Raw genomic sequence first — 19,130 nt, 5'->3', positions numbered from 1 at the left:
CGGGCGGGTGCCGGATGCGCTCGCGATGGGGCGGTTCATACCCGGGGGATGGATGAGACAGGGCGCTTGTCCATGCCGGCGGCGATCTCAGCTCCCAAAACCCAGCCCCACCGTCATGCCCTGGCCGGCCTGTGCGAAGCGCAGGCGGGTGGACCCGGGGATCCGGACTATCCAGGTGGCGATTACGCTGTGACGGCAAGCGTGCCCGGCTTTGCAGACCGGTTGGCCGGGATCCCGCGGTTCGCTGCTGAGCGGCGCCCGGAGGATGACGCTGTATGAGTGGCGAATGGTGCGGCGGAGAGAAAGCTTCCCCGACTTGTCCGCCCCCTTCCAGCCGCCCGTATAATCCCTGCCGTCCTCACACCGCCCGAGGCCTGGATCCGGTCGATCCGGGGGTGTGGGGAGGGCGGAGCTCGTTCGTCCTGGCCGGTTGACCGCGGTCAGGCCCGGCGAGGCTACGGATCAGGTCCGGGGGTATGCTCAACTACCCAGGCCCCGCGTACCGGTCCGTCTGGAAACGGAGGCGAGAGCCGAAGGGAAATCTCCGCGTGCGGGGTGCCAGCCGATGTCAGTTACAGTCTCAGCCGGACACCGTCTGGCACCCTGCACTCCTCTCATCGCGCCAGGCGGCAACGCCGTGGCGGCACACGTGCTTTGCGAATACCGGGCCCATGCCTTCTGCCTCCGGCGGAGGCGCGGGCAGAAACTATCGTCGCGAGAAAGCCACGTTCGCCACATAGCCCGCCAGCATGGCCAGGACGACGCAGAACAGGCCGTAGAACCAGGGCCAGTCGTGGGCGAATTCGAAGATGAGGCGTTCCAGCCCGGCCTTTTCCACGCGCAGGCGGGCCGAGCGCGAGGCGATGACGCGGCCGTCGCGGAAGAGATAGACCTCGGCGACGTAATTGCCCACGGGGGTGAGCGGGGGCAGGGAGAGGGAGGCGCGGAACAGGCCGCCGTCCAGCACTTCCACCCCGCGCTGGGCCGAGGCGTAGAGATTGTTGCGCTCGCCGGAGCGGGCAATGGCGGCCAGATAGGGCGAGACATCGCGCGCGGTCGCCTCGATCGTCGGCGCGGCGGTGATCGCCAGCGTGGCCGGCAGGCCGATCCCGCTGTTGGCGAGTTCCTCCGGCGTGGCGATCTCGTTCAGCGGCAGCGAGGTGGCGATGGCGTAATAGCTGGGCACCTCGTCGAATTCGAGCGGGGCGGAATTGATCCAGATGCCGAAATTGCGTTCCTTGCGCATGACGCGCAGATCGCGGCCGGGGCCGCGCAGCACGACGACGATCTCGTCGCGGATGGTCAGCCCCCGCGTGGCGCCGTAGAGGATGAGTTCCTGGCCGGCGAAATCCTCGCGGATCTCGACCGTTTCATGGGTCAGGGCGGCGACGATGCCGGGCGCTTCCTGGGGCAGGCTCTGCACCGGCTGGCCCTGCAGGGCGAGGGCAAGGACGAGGGCGGCGAGCATCTAGTGGCCCTCCTCGCCGTGCGGCAGCACGACGAACATGTCGGCCGGGGTGATCACCAGGTCCCAGCCCAGTTTCAGGCACACCGCCAGCACCATGAAGGCCAGCAGGGCGCGCAATTCCTCGGCCTTGATATGCCGTCCGGCCCGGGCGCCGAACTGGGCGCCGATCACCCCGCCCACGGTCAGCAGCATGGCCAGGACGACGTCGACGGTCTGGTTCTGGCCGGCCTGCAGGAAGGTGGTCAGCGCGGTGACGAACAGGATCTGGAACAGCGAGGTGCCGACCACGACATTGGTGGGCATGCGCAGGATGTAGATCATCGCCGGCACCATCACGAAACCGCCGCCCACGCCCATGATCGCGGCCAGCGTGCCGACGAAGAAGCCGATCGCGACGGGCGGGATTACCGAGATGTAGAGACCGGAACGCGGAAAGCGCATCTTGAAGGGCAGGCTGTCGATCCAGGTGCGCCGGCGCCGGCCGGCCCCGCTGCCCGGGGTGCGGCCCGTATTGCGCGAGCGCCGCCAGATCGCACGGGCGCTTTCGAAGAACATCAGCCCGCCGATAATGCCCAGAAAGCCGACATAGCTGAGCGAGATGATCAGGTCGATCTGGCCCAGCGAGCGCAGGAAGGCGAACAGCTGGACGCCGAAGATCGAGCCCGACGCACCGCCCACCAGCAGCAGTCCGCCCATTTTCGCGTCCAGCGTCCTGCGGCGCCAGTGCGCCAGTGCCCCGGACGCCGAGGAGGCGACGATCTGGTTGGCTTCGGTGGAGACGGCCACGGCCGGCGGGATGCCGATGAACATGAGGAGCGGCGTCATCAGGAAACCGCCGCCCACGCCGAACATGCCGGAGAGGAATCCCACCCCGGCGCCCAGACCGAGCAACAGGAAGATGTTGACTGAGAGTTCGGCTATCGGAAGGTAGATTTGCACCGCCGGACTAGCCCGCCGCGGCGCGTTCCAGCCGTTCGATCAGAACGGCATCGACGCGTCCGGTGCGGGGCAGTCCCTGGTCGGCCTCGAAGGCCATGATGGCGTCGCGGGTGCGTTCGCCCATCTCGCCGTCGATCGGACCGGGCGAATAGCCCAGGACGGAGAGGAAACCCTGGGCCCGGCGCACGGCGGCGGCATCGGTGGTCACGGTGCGGTCCCAGGGCAGGTTGCGGTAGATGCCGTTGGCCTCTCCGTCGAGCGGGCGCGGAGTGAAACTGGCGGCGACTTCGCGGGCGGCGGCCAGGGCTTCCGGCTCCAGCTGGCTTTCCAGGGCGGCGGCGCGTTCGCTGGCGGTCGGATCGCCGCTCTCGCTGGCGGCGATGGTGAACCAGGCATAGGCGTCGGCCAGGCTCAGCGGCACGCCGTCGCCGGTCTCGTACAAGAGGGCGAGATTGAACTGGCTGTCCCGCAATCCGAGCAAGGCCGCCTCCTGGAACCAGCGCGCCGCAGTGTCCATGTCCTCGGCGGCGCCGGTACCATAATAGTACATGATGCCAAGATTGTGCATGGCCCGGCGGTGGCCGGCATTGGCCGCCCGCTCGGTCCACTGGCGCGCGGCCTCCAGGTCCTGTTCCACGCCCTCGCCGGTCTCCAGCAGTTTCGAATAACGGTATTGTGCCGCCGGCACGCCCTGTTCGGCGGCGCGGCGCAAGAGGATGGCGGCGGTTTCCGGATTGCCGTTCTCCAGCGCCTGCAGGCCCAGCTGGTAGCGCGCGACCGGATGGCCGTCCGAGGCAGCGCTTTCCAGCGTGGCGCGTCCGTTCGCCCCGGTATTGCGCACGGGAGCCGGTTCCGGTTCGGCCGGAGCGGAGGCGGCCGGCATGGCGGTACCGCTGAGATCGGCGACGGCATTCGCCGGCGGGGTCGCGGCGGGGGCGGCCTCGGCCATGCCCGTGCCGGTATCGGCGGTGTCCGCAGCAGGCGTGCCGGCCGGGGCCTGCGCGGTATTGCCGGATGCGTCCGCTGCGGCCGGGGTCTCGGCGGGTGCGGCGTCCGGCTGCGACAGGCCGGCCTCGACCTGGGCGATGAAGTCATCGCCGGTCCGGGCATTGGCCGCGATGCGTTCGGCATCGCCCTGCATGGCTTCCCAGACCAGGATAATGCCGGCACCTGTCAGCATCAGAAGGGCGACGACCGGCAGGGCAAACAACAGGGTGCGGCCGATCCGGGAGGGGCGTCGGGGATGGTCCGGCGCGTGCGCCTGGCCGCCCAGACGCGTGCGTTCGCGGGCGGCGGCGAGGAAGTCGGCATCGGCCGTGGCGCCCAGGCGTCCGGCGGGGCGCTGCGGCTTTGCGGCCGGCTGGGGCTGGCGCGGCGCCGGCTGCCCGGCTGCGGCCGGGGGCTGCAGCACCATCTGTTCACGGGCCGCCGCGGCCGCGGGCCGGGTCTCGGCGCGTTCGCGCAGGATCGGCTTGGCCGCGGGTGCGGACGGCCGGTCGGGACCATCGGCCAGGAAGGGGTCGTATTCGTCGGTGTCCAGCGTGGCGTACGGTGTTTCGGCCTGTGGCGGCGGACCGAGCGGGGTGTCGAAATCGATCTCTTCCTCCGCCTCGGCCGGCTTCGTACCGGCCTCGGCGGGCCCCTCGGGTTTGCCGCGCGCCTCGATGGCTTCCAGCCGGTCGGCGAGGGCGGACATGGCGCGCTGTACCGGGGACAGCGCTTCCGCGGTTTCCGCGCGCACGGCCGACATGCGCTCCTGCACGCTGCCCAGCGCATCCTCGATACGCCTGGCGGTGCGTTCCTCGGACTGGCGCAGCCGGTCTTCGAGATCCTCCTCACGCGCGCTGCGGCCGGCCTCGATCTTGTCGAGCATCTGGGCCATGCGGTCGGTCGCGGTCTCGACGACGCTGTTGGCGCGCTCTTCCGACTTGGCGATCCGGTCGGAGAGCGAGCGGCCGAGGCGGGTGACCTCCTCGCCCATGCGCTTGACGGCGTCCTTGTTCTCCTGGCGCACCTCGTCCAGACGCCGGTCCAGCTTGTGTTCGGACTGGCTTTCGCGCAGCGCGTCGGCGGCGCGGCGTTCGCTTTCGGTGAGGCGGCGGTCGATGGCGCCGGCAAGCTTGGTGATCTCCCGGCCCAGGCGCGACATGGAATCGCCCTGGCGGCGCTCGGCATCGTCCATGCGCGAGAGGGCCCGGGTGAGGGCATCTTCCAGCCGGTCGAGCCGCGGTTCCGAGGCGGCGCCGGTGACCGCATTGGCCATCTGCGAGCGGGTGTCCGCGATGACGCGGGCGACATCGTCGGACAGGCGTTCGAAGCGCCGCTCCAGATCCACGGTGTCGCTGGAATTACGGGTCTCGATCAGGCGCAGCCGGTCGTCGAGCCGGCCCACCGAGGTTTCCAGCGCCCGCGCCGCTTCATTGGTCACCCGTTCGGCGCCCTCGACACGGGCCTTCAGGGCCTCGGTCGTGCTTTGCAGCTGGCTTACGGTCTGGGCCGTACGGTCGTCGCGCTTGCGGTTGATGTCGGCATAATCGTCGGCGCGGCTTTCCAGCCGGGCCAGGCGCGCGCCCAGCGATTCCGAGGCGGCGCGGGTGTCTTCGTCGACGGCGTGCAGGCGGGCGGCGGTGTCGTTCTCGTGCTCGTAAAGCCGGCGGGCGAGCTTCATGATCGTGGTCTCCACCGCCTTGGTGTCGGCCGAGCCGGCCGCCGGACCGGAGGTCTCCAGCGTGCGGACACGGTCGGTCAGCTCGTCCTGGTTCTTGCGGACGCGGTCGATGGATTCCTGTGCAGCGGCGAGTTCGGTGGAGTGGCGTTCGCCGTTGCGGGTGATCTTGTCGGCGAGCTGGGAGATCGCCTTGTCCAGCCCGGTCAGGGTACGCGCGGAGCGCTGTTCGGTGTGCTCGACACGCTCGGTCAACCGGTTGACCATGGCGCGCAGGAGGCGGTCATCCTCCTCGCTCATCGCCCGGCCGCCTCCGAAACCCGGAAACGCCTCCAGCGCATCGTCCCAATGGGTGTTGGCGGGGTCGGATTCTTCCAGAATGACACGATTGATCCACTCGCCCAGCGTGAGGCCTTCGCGTCGCGCAGCCGATTTCGCCCGCGCCCGGGCGCGGGGATCGATCCCTTTCACGCTCCAAGGACCACTGGTCGACATTCCGAATCGCTCGCTCAACCTAACCGCCTTACGCTATTGCGCGGTTAATATTGTGTAAACCAAAGGCGCGGGCCCAACATGTAGTGTTTCCACACCGAATCTCTGGGCTTGGCGCGCATGCCAATTTCCCGAGTCAACACAAGGCTCTGACTCGGTTAATGCGCCGTAAAATATGTGGATAAGAGGTCTTAACGGGTCGCTTCGGGACCGAAGAAACCCGGGGCAAGCGTCCGTAATTGTTCGCGCATTGCCACGGCTTCGCGCGTCGGGGGCAAGGCATCCGAACCAGGCAACCCAACGGCGATATCGAACAACAGCCAGGCTGATTCGACATCGCCCCGCCCCGCGGCATAGCGCCCGGCATGCCAATAGGTCAGCGGCGCGTACGGATCGGCCTCGGCACTGGCGGCGAACAGGGCCAGCGGCGACAGTTCCGGCAGCGCCTCGGGATTGGCGGCCTGTTCGGCGGCTACGGCCTGGGCCGTGAGCATGTTGGCGGCAGCGCCGGCAAAGCCCTCGCGATGCAGATGCGTGCGCAATCGGGCGATGGCCGCCGCCCGATCGTCCTGCATGTCGGACAGCGCCGTCATCAACGCCTCGAATTCGGCATTCCCCAGCCCGGCCGCCGTGACCTGGCTCATGCGGCTGCACACGGCGGACTGGGATTGCGGCCGGCACGGTCCGGAATGATGCGCGACCTGATAGAGGGCGAGGTAGGCGCCCGCCGGATCGGCCCGCCGCTGGGCGGCCTGCGAGGCGGCGACGAAGGTCGCCTCGGTCGGCGCGGCCGCCATGGGTCCGTTCATCGCCTCCAGCCCGGCTGCGAGGAGCCGTGTGACGGTCGGGTCCGACACGTCGTAACCCACGGCAGGGGCCGGCGGCACGTTTTCCGGCCAGGGAAAGGCCGCGCTGCCCGTGCTTGTGTTCAGCCGGGTCCAGGTTTCGCGCCGGCCGTCCGGGCTGGTCGGGCTGAACACCAGAAAGCTGAAGCGTTCGGGAATGCCGGCACTGGCCGGCATCCGGTTCAGCGCATCGGGATGGATCGGCAGGGCATGCCGCATCCAGGCACGAAACAGGCCGGCCTGGGCCAGGCTGCCGGTTCCGTCCGGATCGAAGCCGAAAATCTCGCTGCCCAGGCTGAAGCGGCGAATGGTGACGTGGCCGTCCTCGCCCTCGCTGGTCTCCATTTCGACCTCGGTCAGGCGCACGCCCATTGCCGCCTCGATCCAGAAGCGCTCGAACAGGCTGCCGCCGGGCCCGGTCACTTCGTCCAGTTCGCCGCCCTGTGTGTAATAGGCAAACGTGTTCATCTGGCGGTGGGCATGCGCGACGATCGGCAGATTGCGCATCACCGGCCCGTCGAGCGACTGGATCCGGGTGAGCAGCCGGCCGGTGGCGAAGTCCTGGACCGTATTGGCCTCATCGCCCGGCTCCGTGACATAGCCGTCTCCGATCACGATCTCGCGCTGTTCGCTGCCCTGGGGCGTTCCGTCCAGCGAGGCCGTTTCGATGCGCCAGCGCGTGCGTAACACGTCTTCGCTGCGTTCGCCTCGTGCCGCCAGATAGGCCGCCCGGTCGAGCCAGGGGCCGGCCGGCGCGTCGGCCCGCTCGGCCTGGGGCAACTCGGCCGGCGGCGCCTCTTCCGTCTCCGCGTCCGCCGCCGGAGCTAAGATGGAAAAGACCGGCGCGTCGTCGTCCTGCCAGGCATGGGCCTGAGACGGACAGGTCATGACGGCGGCAAGAGCGAGCGCGCCGAATGAAGCGATGGGGAACGGAAGTGCAGTCGACATGCCGGCGACTTTGCCGCGAGTGCGGCCGGGATGAAAGGGGAAAGGCAGTCGAAACGGGAATTTACGAGATGTCATATATTTGACGTTGACGTTCGCGTAAGTGTGTGAACACCATTCACCCATGATCAAGCCGGTAGCGCCCGATTCCGAATTCACCATCCGCGAGCTCGCGCAGGAGTTCGATGTGACCCCGCGCACCCTGCGCTTCTACGAGCAAAAGGGCATGATCTCGCCGGCCCGCCGCGGCGCGGCGCGGATCTATTCCGCCGCTGACCGGGCCCGGGTCGACCTGATCCTGCGTGGCAAGCGCGTCGGTTTCGCGCTCGACGAGATCAAGGAAATCCTCGATCTGGAGGCCATCGACCGCGGTGGCCGCGAACGCCTGGAACCGGCGATCGAACGCTTTGTCGCGCGTATCCAGGTGCTGCAGCAGCAGCGCGAGGATGTCGAACGCGCGATCGCCGAACTCCAGGCAGGCCTCGACTGGATGCGCGAGCGCCTGGAAAACCGCACCCCGCCCGACGATGTCCGCCGCCGCGCCCGCGCCTTCGAGGCGCTGGCCCAGGCGCGGCTCGATCCCTGGTCCGGCGCCAGCGCCGGATAGTCCAAATCCACACCGCCAAAGATCCACATATCGCCCGTTCGGAGACCTCATAAATGACCCCGTATCGCGCCCCGGTCCGTGACCAGCGTTTCGTCCTGCACGACGTGCTCAACATCACCCAGTATTCCAACCTGCCGGGCTTTGCCGAGGCCGATACCGACACGGTCGATGCCATCCTGGAGGAGGGCGCCAAGTTCACCGAAGGCGTGCTCGCCCCGCTGAACAAGGTCGGCGACGAGGAAGGCTGCAAGCGCGACGCGGACGGCAATGTGACCACGCCGACCGGGTTCAGGGACGCTTTCAAGCAGATGGCGGAAGGCGGCTGGACGGCCCTGTCCTCCGATCCGGAATATGGCGGACAGGGTCTGCCGCACGTCCTGAACCTGGCGTTCAACGAAATGGTGTCCTCGGCCAACATGGCCTTCGGCATGTATCCCGGCCTCACCCGGGGGGCCGCGGCGGCGCTGCACACGGCCGGTACCGACGAACAGAAACGGCTCTACCTGCCCAAGATGATTTCCTGCCAGTGGGGCGGGACGATGAACCTGACCGAGCCGCATTGCGGGACCGATCTGGGTCTTCTGCGCACCAAGGCCGTGCCCCAGGGCGACGGAAGCTACAAGATCACCGGCCAGAAGATCTGGATCTCCTCGGGCGAACACGACATGGCCGAGAATATCGTCCATCTCGTCCTGGCCCGCATCGAGGGTGCGCCGGAGGGCGTGAAGGGCATCTCACTCTTCGTCGTGCCGAAATTCATTCCCGACGAGAACGGCGATCCGGGCGAACGCAACTCGCTGAAATGCGGCGGCCTGGAAGAGAAGATGGGCATTCACGGCAATGCGACCTGCGTCATGGACTATGACGAGGCGACGGGCTGGCTCGTGGGCGAAGAGAACAAGGGTCTCAAAGTCATGTTTATCATGATGAACGAGGCCCGCCTGGGCGTCGGCCTGCAGGGCTATGCCGTCGCCGAGGCCGCCTATCAGCAGTCCCTGGCCTTCGCGAAGGACCGTCTGCAGGGCCGCTCGCTGACCGGTCCGAAGAACCAGGACGGACCGGCCGATCCGATCATCGTGCACCCGGATGTGCGCCGCATGCTGATGGACCAGAAATGCTTCGTGGAAGGCGCCCGCTGCTTCGCGCTGTGGACGGCGCTGCAGGGCGATCTGGAGGAAAAGTCCGACGATTCTGCCACCCGCGAAAAGGCCGGCGACTACATGGCGCTGCTGACCCCGATCGTGAAGTCCTACCTCACCGGCAAGGGCTATGACATGGTCTCCAACGGGCTGCAGGTGCATGGCGGGTCGGGCTTTACCGAGGAATGGGCCGCTTCCCAGCTTCTGCGCGATGCCCGCATCACCATGATCTATGAAGGCACGAACGGCATCCAGGCCCTCGATCTCGTGGGCCGCAAGCTGGCGATGAACGGCATGCGCCCCATCACCTCCTTCTTCGCCGAGATCGATGCCTTCGTGGCCGAAGGTGGCGATGACGAGACCCAGCCTTTTGTCACGGCCCTGGCCGATACCAAGGGCAAGCTGAAACAGGCGACCGACTGGCTGATGAACAATGCGCTGAACAATTTTGACCATGCCGGCGCAGGCAGCCACGACTATCTCAACCTCTTCGGCCTGACCTGTATGGCCTATATGTGGGCGATGATGGCCAAGGCGGCCTCGGCCAGGATCGCGGAAGGCGAGACCGATCCGATCTATGCCGCCAAGCTGAAGACCGGCCGGTACTTCCTTGATCGCTGGATCCCGGAAGCGGCCATGCACCTGGCCAAGGTCGAGGCCGGCGCCGACACGATGATGGCGCTGGAAGCGGAGGCTTTCTAGCTTCCGGCCCAGAGTTCCGGCGGGACCGTTCCACCAGGAGAGCGGCCCGCCCTTCCGGGCTCGGCTCGGCACCACAACGACAAACAAGACCTCTTGGGGAGGACGGTTGATGTTCCAGGATCCGCTCAACGTGCCAAGGCCCGCCTTTCTCGACCGCGAGGATGTGCGCATTTTCGAGGATGCCGTGCGCGGCTTCATGGCCAGGGAATGCGTGCCCCATGCCGAGCGCTGGGAAGCGGCAGGCATGGTCGATCGCGAGATCTGGACCAAGGCCGGCGAGGCCGGAATCCTGTGTCCTTCCGTACCGGAAGAATATGGCGGGGCCGGCGGCGATTGGGGTCATGAATACGTCTTCCACACCGCCGGCGCGGAAGTGGGTGCGAGCGGCTGGGGCGTCGGCCTGCACAATTCCATCGTCGCACCCTATGTGACCCATTACGGGTCGGAGGAGCAGAAGGCATCGATCCTTCCGCGCATGATCTCCGGCGAGTTGATCGGCGCCATCGCCATGAGCGAGCCGGGAACGGGCTCCGACCTGCAGAACGTCAAGACCACGGCCGTCAAGGACGGAAACGGCTATCGCATCAACGGCTCGAAGACCTTCATCACCAATGGCGGCTCGGCGAATTTCGTCATTGTCGTGGCCAAGACCGATCCGGAGAAAGGGTTCGACGGCGTTTCCCTCTTCATGGTGGAGACCGACAAGGCGGAGGGGTTCAAGCGCGGCCGGCTCCTGGACAAGGTCGGCATGAAGGCGCAGGACACGGCCGAGCTCTTCTTCGAGGATGTATGGGTGCCCGCCGATGCGCTGCTCGGCCAGGAAGAGGGCCAGGGCTTCATCCAGCTGATGCAGCAATTGCCCCAGGAGCGCCTGCAGATCGCGGTGCAGGGCGTCGGCGCCATGAAGCGTGCGCTTCATGAGACGATCAATTACGTCAAGGAGCGTGAAGCCTTCGGCCGGCCGGTCCTGAAATTCCAGAATACCCAGTTCAAACTGGCCGAATGCAAGACCAAGGCGACCATGGCCGAGGTTTTCGTCCATCACTGCTCGGAACGGCTGATGAGGAACGAGCTCGATCCGGCGACCGCCTCCATGGCGAAATACTGGGTCTCCGACGCCCAGAACGAGGTGATCGACGAATGCGTCCAGCTGCACGGCGGCTATGGCTACATGAACGAATACCCCATCGCCCGCATGTGGCGCGACAGCCGCGTCCAGCGGATTTATGGCGGCACCAACGAGATCATGAAACTGCTCATCGCGAGGACGCTCTAGGGATGGAATGCGCAGTCGCCTTTTTCTCTCCACGTCAGCGGGGAGGGGGACCGCGAAGCGGTGGAGGGGCCGCCGCGCATCTGCGCGGCGGAATGTTCGCGCCAGGCTAGACCGTTTCCCGGCGCTTCGCGCCGCCCCTTCGACCCGATGCTTCGCATCGGCCCACTTCCCCACTGAGGTGGGGAAGAAAGACGGCGCCGGAGGTCTCCTAGATGTACATCCCGCCCGCCTTCCGCATGAACGACGAAGCCGAGATGCGCTCGCTGATGCGCACCTACGACTTCGCGCTCCTTCTGGTGCCGGGCATGCCGGACCTGGCGGCGACGCATATCCCGCTGAAACTGGCCGACGAGCGCCAGGTGCTGATCGGGCATGTGGCCATGGCCAATCCGGTCTCCGAGGCGATCAAGGCGGGCAGGGAGGCGATCGCCGTTTTCTCCGGCCCGCACGCCTATGTTTCGCCGACCTGGTACGCCAATCCATCGGTCAATGTGCCGACCTGGAATTATGTCGCCGTGCACGCTTTCGGCACCCTGGCTCCCCTGGACGCCGAAGAGGCCGAGCGGGCACTCTCTTCCCAGGTTGCCGATTTCGAGGCCGAATGGCGCATCACCCATATCGAGCCCGGGATGCGGTCCCGGCTGGAGGCGTCCATCCAGGTCTTCGAGTTCGAAATCAACCGGCTGGAGGGCAAGGCCAAGCTCTCCCAGAACAAGCCGGTCGAGGAACGCCTGCGTCTCGCCCACGCGCTCAATGAACGCGGCGAACACGCCGTCGCCTTCCACATGGTCGAGGACCAGGAGGACGAGGATGGGTGAGGCACAAACGCACTTTCCTCCCCACGATGTGGGGAGGGGGACCCGCGAAGCGGGGGAGGGGCCGCCGCGTCACGCGGCGGAATGGTGGAGCCGTGCGCCGCTGTCTTACGGCGCTTCGCGCCGCCCCTTCGACCCGCGGCGCTGCCGCGGCCCACTTCCCCGCAGGCGGGGAAGAAAAACCAGTTGAGTCGATAAAGGAAACCAACCCGCCAAGGGAAAGGAAGCCACTATGACCGAAGCCTATATCTTCGACGCCACGCGAACCCCGCGGGGCAAGAAAAAGAACGGAGCGCTGAACGAGATCACCGCGTTGCAGCTGGCCACCCAGCAGCTCGAGGCGATCCGCGACCGCAACGAACTAGACACTGCCCTCGTGGATGATGTCATCATGGGGGTCGTCTCCCCCGTGGGCGAGCAGGGGGCCAATATCGCGCGCTCCGCCGTGATCAATGCCGACTATGCCGAGACTACCGGCGGTTACCAGCTCAACCGGTTCTGTGCCTCGGGCCTGGAAGCGGTGAATGTGGCCGCGGCCAAGGTGATGTCCGGCGAGGCCGATTTCGCCATCGGCGGCGGGGTGGAAGCGATGTCGCGCGTGCCGATGGGCTCCGATGGCGGCGCGATGGGCGCCGATCCGGAGATTTCCTTCGACCACTACATCGTGCCCCAGGGCGTCTCCGCCGACCTGATCGCCACCAAGTACGGCTTCTCGCGCGACGATGTCGACGCCTATGCCGTGGAGAGCCAGAAGCGCGCCGCGCGGGCCTGGAAGGAAGGCCGCTTCTCCCGGTCCGTCGTGCCGGTGAAGGACCAGCTGGGCCTGAACATTCTCGACCATGACGAGCACATGCGCCCGGACACGGACATGCAGGGGCTGGGCTCGCTGAAATCGGCCTTCAAGGACCTCTCCGACTTCGTCGGTTTCGAGGCCGTCGCCACGCAGCGCTACCCGGAAGTGGAATACCTCAACTGGGTGCACACCGGCGGCAATTCCTCGGGCATTGTCGACGGGTCCGCCATGGTGCTCGTGGGCTCGAAGGAAGCCGGCGAGAAGGCGGGCCTCAAGCCGCGCGCCCGCATCCGCGCCATGGCCTCGATCGGTTCGGAGCCGACCATCATGCTCACCGGCCCCGTGCCGGTGACGGCCAAAGTGCTCAAGAAGGCCGGCATGACCAAGGACGATATCGACCTGTGGGAGCTCAACGAGGCCTTTGCCGCCGTCGTGCTGCGCCTGATGCAGGCCTACGACATCGACCACGACATCATGAATGTGAACGGTGGCGCCATCGCCATGGGCCACCCGCTGGGCGCCACCGGCGCGATGATCCTGGGCACCGTGCTCGACGAGCTGGAACGCTCCGGCAAGTCCACCGCGCTGACGACGCTCTGCGTCGGCGGCGGCATGGGCACCGCGACGATCATCGAGCGGGTCTAGGCATCATGTGGCGTGGGGTCACCATAAGTCTCGCCTGCATTGGCATGGCTTCTTGCGCATCCCAAGCGAGTGATCGCGTGGTCTGGCGGGCCGGCTTGCCGAATGGTCTGACACGCGACGCACTCAATGCGGCTTACAATGCGCACCGGCAGCGTGACGGTTTGAGCTGGTGCGAAGGCGATGAGATCAGCCATGCCTTTGTGGATCCGAACGCCGAAATGGTTGCGTTGGGATGCGGCGAAATTGGCAGCCCCATTCTTGAACTGAACTACGATCTGTCCGCTCGCCAAGTAGTGAGTGAGCAGATCATTCTCAGACACTGAGAGAATTGAACGATGAAAAACTTCACACTCGAAACCGACAATGACGGCATTGCCCTGGTCACCTTCGACAGTCCGGGCAAGTCGATGAATGTCATCTCTGCGGAAGTCATGGACGACTTCGACGCGCTGACGAAACAAATCGTCGAGGACGACGCCATCAAGGGTGTCGTCATCACCTCCGGCAAGGACGCCTTCTGCGCCGGTGCCGATCTGTCCGAACTGGGCGGGTCCTCGGCCGAGCTGGCCAAACTGCCGGAAGACGAGATGAAGGCGAAACTGTTCGACCAGTGCTTCCGTCTCAACAAGACCTTCCGGGCCCTGGAAACCTGCGGCAAGCCGATTGCTGCGGCGATCAACGGGCTGGCGCTGGGCGGCGGGTTCGAGATTGCGCTGGCTTGCCACTACCGGGTGATGCCGACCGACAATCCCAAGGCCAAGCTGGGCCTGCCGGAAGCCATGGTCGGCGTGCTGCCGGGCGGCGGCGGCACCCAGCGCCTGCCGCGCCTGGTCGGCGTGATGAATGCTGCGCCGGTGCTGCTGCAGGGCCAGCAGCTCGACGCTGCCACGGCTCAGCAGCAGGGCATCGTCGACGCCACGGCGCCGCTGGCGGAACTGGTCGCCACGGCCAGGCAGCTGGTCAAGGACGATCCGAAAAAGGCGACCCAGCCCTGGGACGGCGACAAGTTCAAATTCCCCGGCGGCGGCCCCTACCATCCCGCCGGTGCCCAGGTCTTCGGTGCCGCCAGCCCGATGCTGCGCAAGAACACCTACGGCAACTACCCGGCCCAGCGCTATATCCTGTCCTGCGTCTATGAAGGATCCCAGGTCTCCATGGACCAGGCGATCCGCATCGAGAGCCGGTATTTCACCAAGCTTTTGCTGCGCCCGGAAAGCCGCAACATGATCCGTTCGATCTTCCTGTCCAAGCAGGAGCTGGACAAGGGCGGCCGCCGTCCGGAAGGTCAGGAGAAGCGGGACGTGAAGAAGATCGCCATCATCGGCGCCGGCTTCATGGGGGCGGGCATCGCCACCGTCTCGGCCCAGGCGGGCATCGAGATTGTGCTGATCGATGCCAGTCAGGAAGGCGCCGACAAGGGCAAGCAGCACGCAGTCGACTTCTTCCAGAAGGGTGTGTCCAAGGGCAAGCTGACCGCGGAGAAGGCGGAAAGGCTGGCCTCGCTGATCACCCCGACCACCGATTATACCCTGATCAAGGATGTCGATCTGGTGGTCGAAGCCGTGTTCGAGAATTCCGAACTCAAGGCCAAGATCACCAAGATGGCCGAGGCCGAGATCGGCAAGGATGCGGTCTTCGGTTCGAACACTTCCTCCATTCCGATCACCTCGCTGGCCAAGGCGTCGGACCGTCCGGAGAATTTCATCGGCATCCACTTCTTCTCGCCGGTCGAGAAGATGAACCTGGTCGAGATCATCGTGGGCGAGAAGACGGGCGATTACGCGCTCTCGCGCGCCATCGACTTCGTCACCAGGATCAAGAAGACGCCGATCGTCGTCTCCGACACGCGCGGCTTCTACGCCAATCGCTGCGTCATGCGCTATGTGGGCGAAGGACTGAAAATGCTGGGCGAAGGCGTCAAGCCGGCGCTGATCGAGAACGCCGCGAAAATGGCCGGCATGCCGGTCGGCCCGCTCTCCCTGCAGGACGAGGTGGCGCTGGATCTCGGCGTGAAGCTGATCAAGCAGACCCAGGCCGATCTGGGCGACCAGTACGAGCCGTCGGGTACCGAGCCGATCCTGTTCAAGATGGTCGAGGAGTATGACCGTCTCGGCCGCAAGAACGCCAGGGGCTTCTACGACTATCCGGCCGAGAAGGGGCAGCCGAAGCGGCTCTGGCCGGAGCTGGAACAGTTCGCGCCGGGCGGCCGGTATGCCGCAGACCAGCCGACGGCCGACGAGATCAGGGACCGCATTCTCTATGCCCAGGCGCTGGAAGCGGCGCGCTGCATGGAAGAGGGCATCGTTGCCGATCCGCGCGAAGCCGATGTCGGCTCGATTCTCGGCTGGGGCTTTGCACCCTATACCGGCGGCACGCTCTCCTTCATCGATACGGTCGGTGCGAAGGCTTTTGTGGAACGGGCGGGCGAGCTGGAAGCGAAATACGGCGACCAGTTCAAGGTACCGGCACTCCTGGAGGAGATGGCCGAGAAGGGTGAGACCTTCTACCAGCGTTTCGGCGCGAGGGAGCCGGTCGCGGCGGAATAGTCCGCCACTGCCATTGATGCGGGAGGCCGGCGCAATAGTGATTGCGCCGGCTTTTCTTTGCGGCTAATCCGGGCATGATTTCGGGGTGTTGGAAGTTTTCACCAGGATGTCCACAGATCCCGGGAGTTTTTCCACCAGAAGCGATAACTTGTCCACGAAACGCGTTGTTCCGTGCATTGCGCGGCCGGCCCGCCACTGGTTTACTTCAATCATCGACAGCGACCGAAGCGGGCCGGACGGCCCGGGGATCGAAAGGAAGGACGGCTCGGAAAGGGCAGGCTCGAAAGGGCCCGTTGCAGGAAGAGCTGGTCACCCGGAGAGACTGAACCGACCGCAAGGGAGGGGACGAGGAAGCAACGATGGCAGTGCCGCCTCGGTGGTACTGGCTCCGGTTCCCAAAGACCGGAGTGCGCGGAAGGGGAAGGTTCCTTGGAACCGGGTCCGGAAGCAACACGGCCGCCCGCCGCCTGACCCTTCGGGGCAGGGACGGGCGGTTGGTGCTTTTGGGGATGTCCTGCGGCCGCCACTCACGCGATCGTCAAACGATCTGATGTGACCGGAGCGCTGGACCGGGCATGATCGCGCCGGTCCACGACACCGGTGAGAACGATGCCCCGCTCCGCTCCCGACATGGCCCGGCCCGCCGCCTGGCGCCTCGCACGGCTGGCCCGCCAAATTCTCCCCTGGGTGATTCTCATTGTCACTATATTCGCCTCACACGGGATTTTGTCGTCGTTTCATGACAAAATACACGTGTGAAGCGTATTGAATCGCAAAGGGAAACACGCTTTGCGGGAATATTGAACAAGAGATTAATCAAATATGAGCTGCGTTAACCACCCGGATGGCCAAGATGCTTGCCGACGGGCGCACAGGGATGCCGCAAGGCAAATGGACATGCTGGACCGAACCGATCTTCGCTGGCCGGGCTATATCCGTTCTGCGGCATTGGCCTGCTGGGCGGCGGCTGTCGTCATGACAGTTGTACTCAGCTGGTCGGCATGGCATGCCTACGATGTGGTGGCCGATGCCCGCCAGCATCTCGCCGTGCAACGCGAGGTGCCGCCCCTGTCCAAGACGGACTTTCTGCCCGCCCGCCGCTGAAGGCGTTTCCCTCCCAAACCGCAAACAACGGGTGGCGATCCCGTGCCGCCCGGCGCTAGTCTCGTTCCGCCTGAACGAGGAGAGGCCCATGTCCGACGCCCGTCTGGAAGACAATGACTACATTATCGGCACTGACGACGTGGAAGTGCGCCGCCTGGGCCAGCAGCACGCCATCTGGCGCGAAACGGCCCTGGCGGGCTGGCGCCGCGCCGGTATCCGGCCGGGCATGACGGTGATGGATGTGGGCGCGGGGCCGGGTTATGCCGCCTTCGACCTGGCCCGGCTTGTCGGCCCGCAGGGCCGTGTGATCGCCGTCGACCAGTCGGCCCGTTTTCTCGAGGCGCTGCGCGAGGGCGCCCGGGTGCGCGGCCTGGACAATATAGAGACGATCGAAAGCGACCTTGCCGATCTGGACTGGCCGCACGCCGCATGCGACGCGATCTGGTCGCGCTGGTGCCTGTCCTTCGTGCCGAATGTGCCGGGCGTCATGGCCGGGATCGACAAGGCGCTGAAGGCCGGCGGGCGGTTCGTCGCCCAGGAATATGTCGATTATCGCAGTTTCCGCATCGAACCCGGCGAGCCTGTCTTCGACCGCTTTATCGAGGCCGTGCGCCGCAGCTGGGTCCATTTCGGCGGCGATCCGGAAATCGGCCGGCGCCTGCCGGCCCTGATGTCCAATCTGGGCTGGGAGCCGGGCCCGATGACGCCCGTCATCCACGCCGCGCGTCCGGGCGACTGGATCTGGACCTGGCCGATGGAATGGCTGAAGCAATCGCCCGACCGGCTGGTCGAGCTGGGCTTTCTCGACCCCGGCGACGCGGACTCCTTCCGCGTCTTCCTGCATGCGCGCGAACAGGATCCGGCCTCGCTGCTGATGACGCCGATGGTCCTGGAAGTCGTGGCGCGCAAGCCCGGCGCCTGATCGAAGGCTTTATCGTCTCAGAAAACGCGGTATGGTCCGACCGTTATTCCCAAAGGTCGTGATCCATGAGTTATACCCTGATCGGTACGCCCGTTTCGCTCTACACCGGCAAGGCGCGCGGCTATCTGCGCTGGAAGAACGTGCCCTTCACCGAGCGCCTGTCGACGCGGGATGTCTACAAGTCGCACATCCTGCCGCGCGTGGGCTGGCCGGTCATTCCTGTGGTGATCCATGACGACGGGTCGCAGACCGGCGTGACCCTGCAGGACACGACCGACATCATCGACTATGTCGAACAGCACGAACCTGGCCCGTCAGTTTATCCCGACGGTCCCTGCCAGCGCCTGGCGGCGCTGATCCTGGAACTCTTCGGCGATGAATGGCTGGTGATCCCGGCGATGCATTATCGCTGGGCCTATAATCGCGACTTCGCGCAGCGCGAATTCGGTGCCACCTCGCACCCGCACCTGCCACCCGGGGAACAATTCGCGGCGGCGCAGAAGGCGGTCGATTTCTTCTCCGGCAGTGTGACGGGGCTGGGCGTCAATCCGGACAGCGCTCCGGCCATCGAAGCGGCCCATGAAGCGTTTCTGGCAGCCTTCGATGCGCATCTGGGCGAGCACGACTTCCTGTTCGGCACACGTCCGTCGATCGGGGATTATGGTCTGCTCGGCCCGCTCTACGCCCACTTGCTGCGCGATCCGAAGTCCGGCGAGCTGATGCGGCGCCTGGCACCGCGCGTGGCCGGGTGGGCAGAACGCTGTCACGCACCCCAGCACGGACTGACCGGAGACTTCCTGGCCCGTGACGAAATCCCGGCCACGCTGATGCCGTTGCTGCAGATGTTTGCTGCGCAGCAATTGCCGGTCCTCCTGGATACCGCGCAGATACTGGGCGAGTGGGTCGAGGCGCATCCGCAGGAGAGTGAAATCCCGCGTCTACTGGGCTTCCACAGGGTCCGTATCGGGCACGGCGATGCCGTTGTGGAAACCGATCGCGCGGTCATCCCCTACTCGCTCTGGATGCTGCAGCGCGTGGCCGATCATCTCGCCGGGCTGACCGGCGCGGACCGGTCGGCCGCAGATCGATTGCTGCGCAGCATAGGAGCGCAGCAATTGGCTGATTTCGGGCTGCCGGTGCGGCTGGAGCGGCGTCATTTCAAGCTCGCCAGGGCGTGATCACAACACCTCGCGCTGTGTTCACGAAATTGTCGGTCCGCGCCGCTTT

The 19,130-nt window shown here is 66.0% G+C and carries 14 protein-coding genes; 10 read left to right on the top strand and 4 right to left on the bottom strand.

All coding sequences use genetic code 11. The features are described from left to right. Positions 1-706 precede the first annotated feature (706 nt). From Q1U94_RS10925 to Q1U94_RS10910, 4 genes are all read right to left on the bottom strand, one after another. The gene (locus Q1U94_RS10925) at positions 707-1,468 is read right to left on the bottom strand and encodes a TIGR02186 family protein (protein WP_300544434.1); all 762 of its coding nucleotides are present in this window, start codon (positions 1,466-1,468) and stop codon (positions 707-709) included. Continuing rightward, positions 1,469-2,407 carry a sulfite exporter TauE/SafE family protein gene (locus Q1U94_RS10920; RefSeq protein WP_300544432.1) on the bottom strand — a complete coding sequence of 313 codons (939 nt, stop codon included), beginning with the start codon at positions 2,405-2,407 and terminating at the stop codon, positions 1,469-1,471. Between the two features lie 7 nt (positions 2,408-2,414). Then, the gene (locus tag Q1U94_RS10915) at positions 2,415-5,567 is read right to left on the bottom strand and encodes a peptidoglycan-binding protein (protein ID WP_300544430.1); all 3,153 of its coding nucleotides are present in this window, start codon (positions 5,565-5,567) and stop codon (positions 2,415-2,417) included. Positions 5,568-5,755: 188 nt separating this feature from the next. Beyond that, the gene (locus tag Q1U94_RS10910; RefSeq protein WP_300544428.1) at positions 5,756-7,357 is read right to left on the bottom strand and encodes a hypothetical protein; all 1,602 of its coding nucleotides are present in this window, start codon (positions 7,355-7,357) and stop codon (positions 5,756-5,758) included. Between the two features lie 121 nt (positions 7,358-7,478). Between Q1U94_RS10910 and Q1U94_RS10905 the strand changes: the two genes are divergently transcribed. From Q1U94_RS10905 to Q1U94_RS10860, 10 genes are all read left to right on the top strand, one after another. Next, positions 7,479-7,961 (top strand): MerR family DNA-binding transcriptional regulator, encoded by a 483-nt coding sequence (locus Q1U94_RS10905; protein WP_300544425.1) that lies wholly within the window; start codon positions 7,479-7,481, stop codon positions 7,959-7,961. Positions 7,962-8,014: 53 nt separating this feature from the next. Beyond that, positions 8,015-9,802: an acyl-CoA dehydrogenase C-terminal domain-containing protein gene (locus Q1U94_RS10900; protein ID WP_300544423.1), complete on the top strand. Its 1,788-nt coding sequence runs from the start codon at positions 8,015-8,017 to the stop codon at positions 9,800-9,802. Between the two features lie 109 nt (positions 9,803-9,911). Beyond that, entirely contained in the window at positions 9,912-11,078 is a 1,167-nt protein-coding gene (locus Q1U94_RS10895; protein ID WP_300544421.1) for an acyl-CoA dehydrogenase family protein, read from the top strand. A gap of 212 nt (positions 11,079-11,290) precedes the next feature. Continuing rightward, on the top strand, positions 11,291-11,896 hold the full coding sequence (locus tag Q1U94_RS10890) for an FMN-binding negative transcriptional regulator (protein ID WP_300544419.1): 606 nt from the start codon (positions 11,291-11,293) through the stop codon (positions 11,894-11,896). Positions 11,897-12,125: 229 nt separating this feature from the next. After that, positions 12,126-13,331 (top strand): acetyl-CoA C-acetyltransferase, encoded by a 1,206-nt coding sequence (locus tag Q1U94_RS10885; RefSeq protein WP_300544417.1) that lies wholly within the window; start codon positions 12,126-12,128, stop codon positions 13,329-13,331. Between the two features lie 77 nt (positions 13,332-13,408). Next, complete coding sequence (locus tag Q1U94_RS10880; protein ID WP_300544415.1) at positions 13,409-13,654, top strand: hypothetical protein; 246 nt, start codon at positions 13,409-13,411, stop codon at positions 13,652-13,654. A gap of 12 nt (positions 13,655-13,666) precedes the next feature. Beyond that, a complete protein-coding gene (locus Q1U94_RS10875; protein ID WP_300544413.1) occupies positions 13,667-15,877 on the top strand; it encodes a 3-hydroxyacyl-CoA dehydrogenase NAD-binding domain-containing protein in 2,211 nt (736 codons plus the stop codon). A gap of 897 nt (positions 15,878-16,774) precedes the next feature. Further along, the gene (locus tag Q1U94_RS10870) at positions 16,775-16,981 is read left to right on the top strand and encodes a hypothetical protein (RefSeq protein WP_300544409.1); all 207 of its coding nucleotides are present in this window, start codon (positions 16,775-16,777) and stop codon (positions 16,979-16,981) included. 88 nt (positions 16,982-17,069) lie between these two features. Then, complete coding sequence (locus tag Q1U94_RS10865) at positions 17,070-17,903, top strand: methyltransferase domain-containing protein (protein ID WP_300544407.1); 834 nt, start codon at positions 17,070-17,072, stop codon at positions 17,901-17,903. 65 nt (positions 17,904-17,968) lie between these two features. Further along, positions 17,969-19,081, top strand: coding sequence for a glutathione S-transferase family protein (locus Q1U94_RS10860; RefSeq protein ID WP_300544405.1), 1,113 nt, complete (start codon positions 17,969-17,971; stop codon positions 19,079-19,081). Positions 19,082-19,130 lie beyond the last annotated feature (49 nt).

It is taken from the genome of Maricaulis sp. (assembly GCF_030149515.1).
Taxonomy (GTDB): Bacteria; Pseudomonadota; Alphaproteobacteria; order Caulobacterales; family Maricaulaceae; genus Maricaulis.
This window is presented reverse-complemented; position numbering and strand designations above follow the sequence as displayed.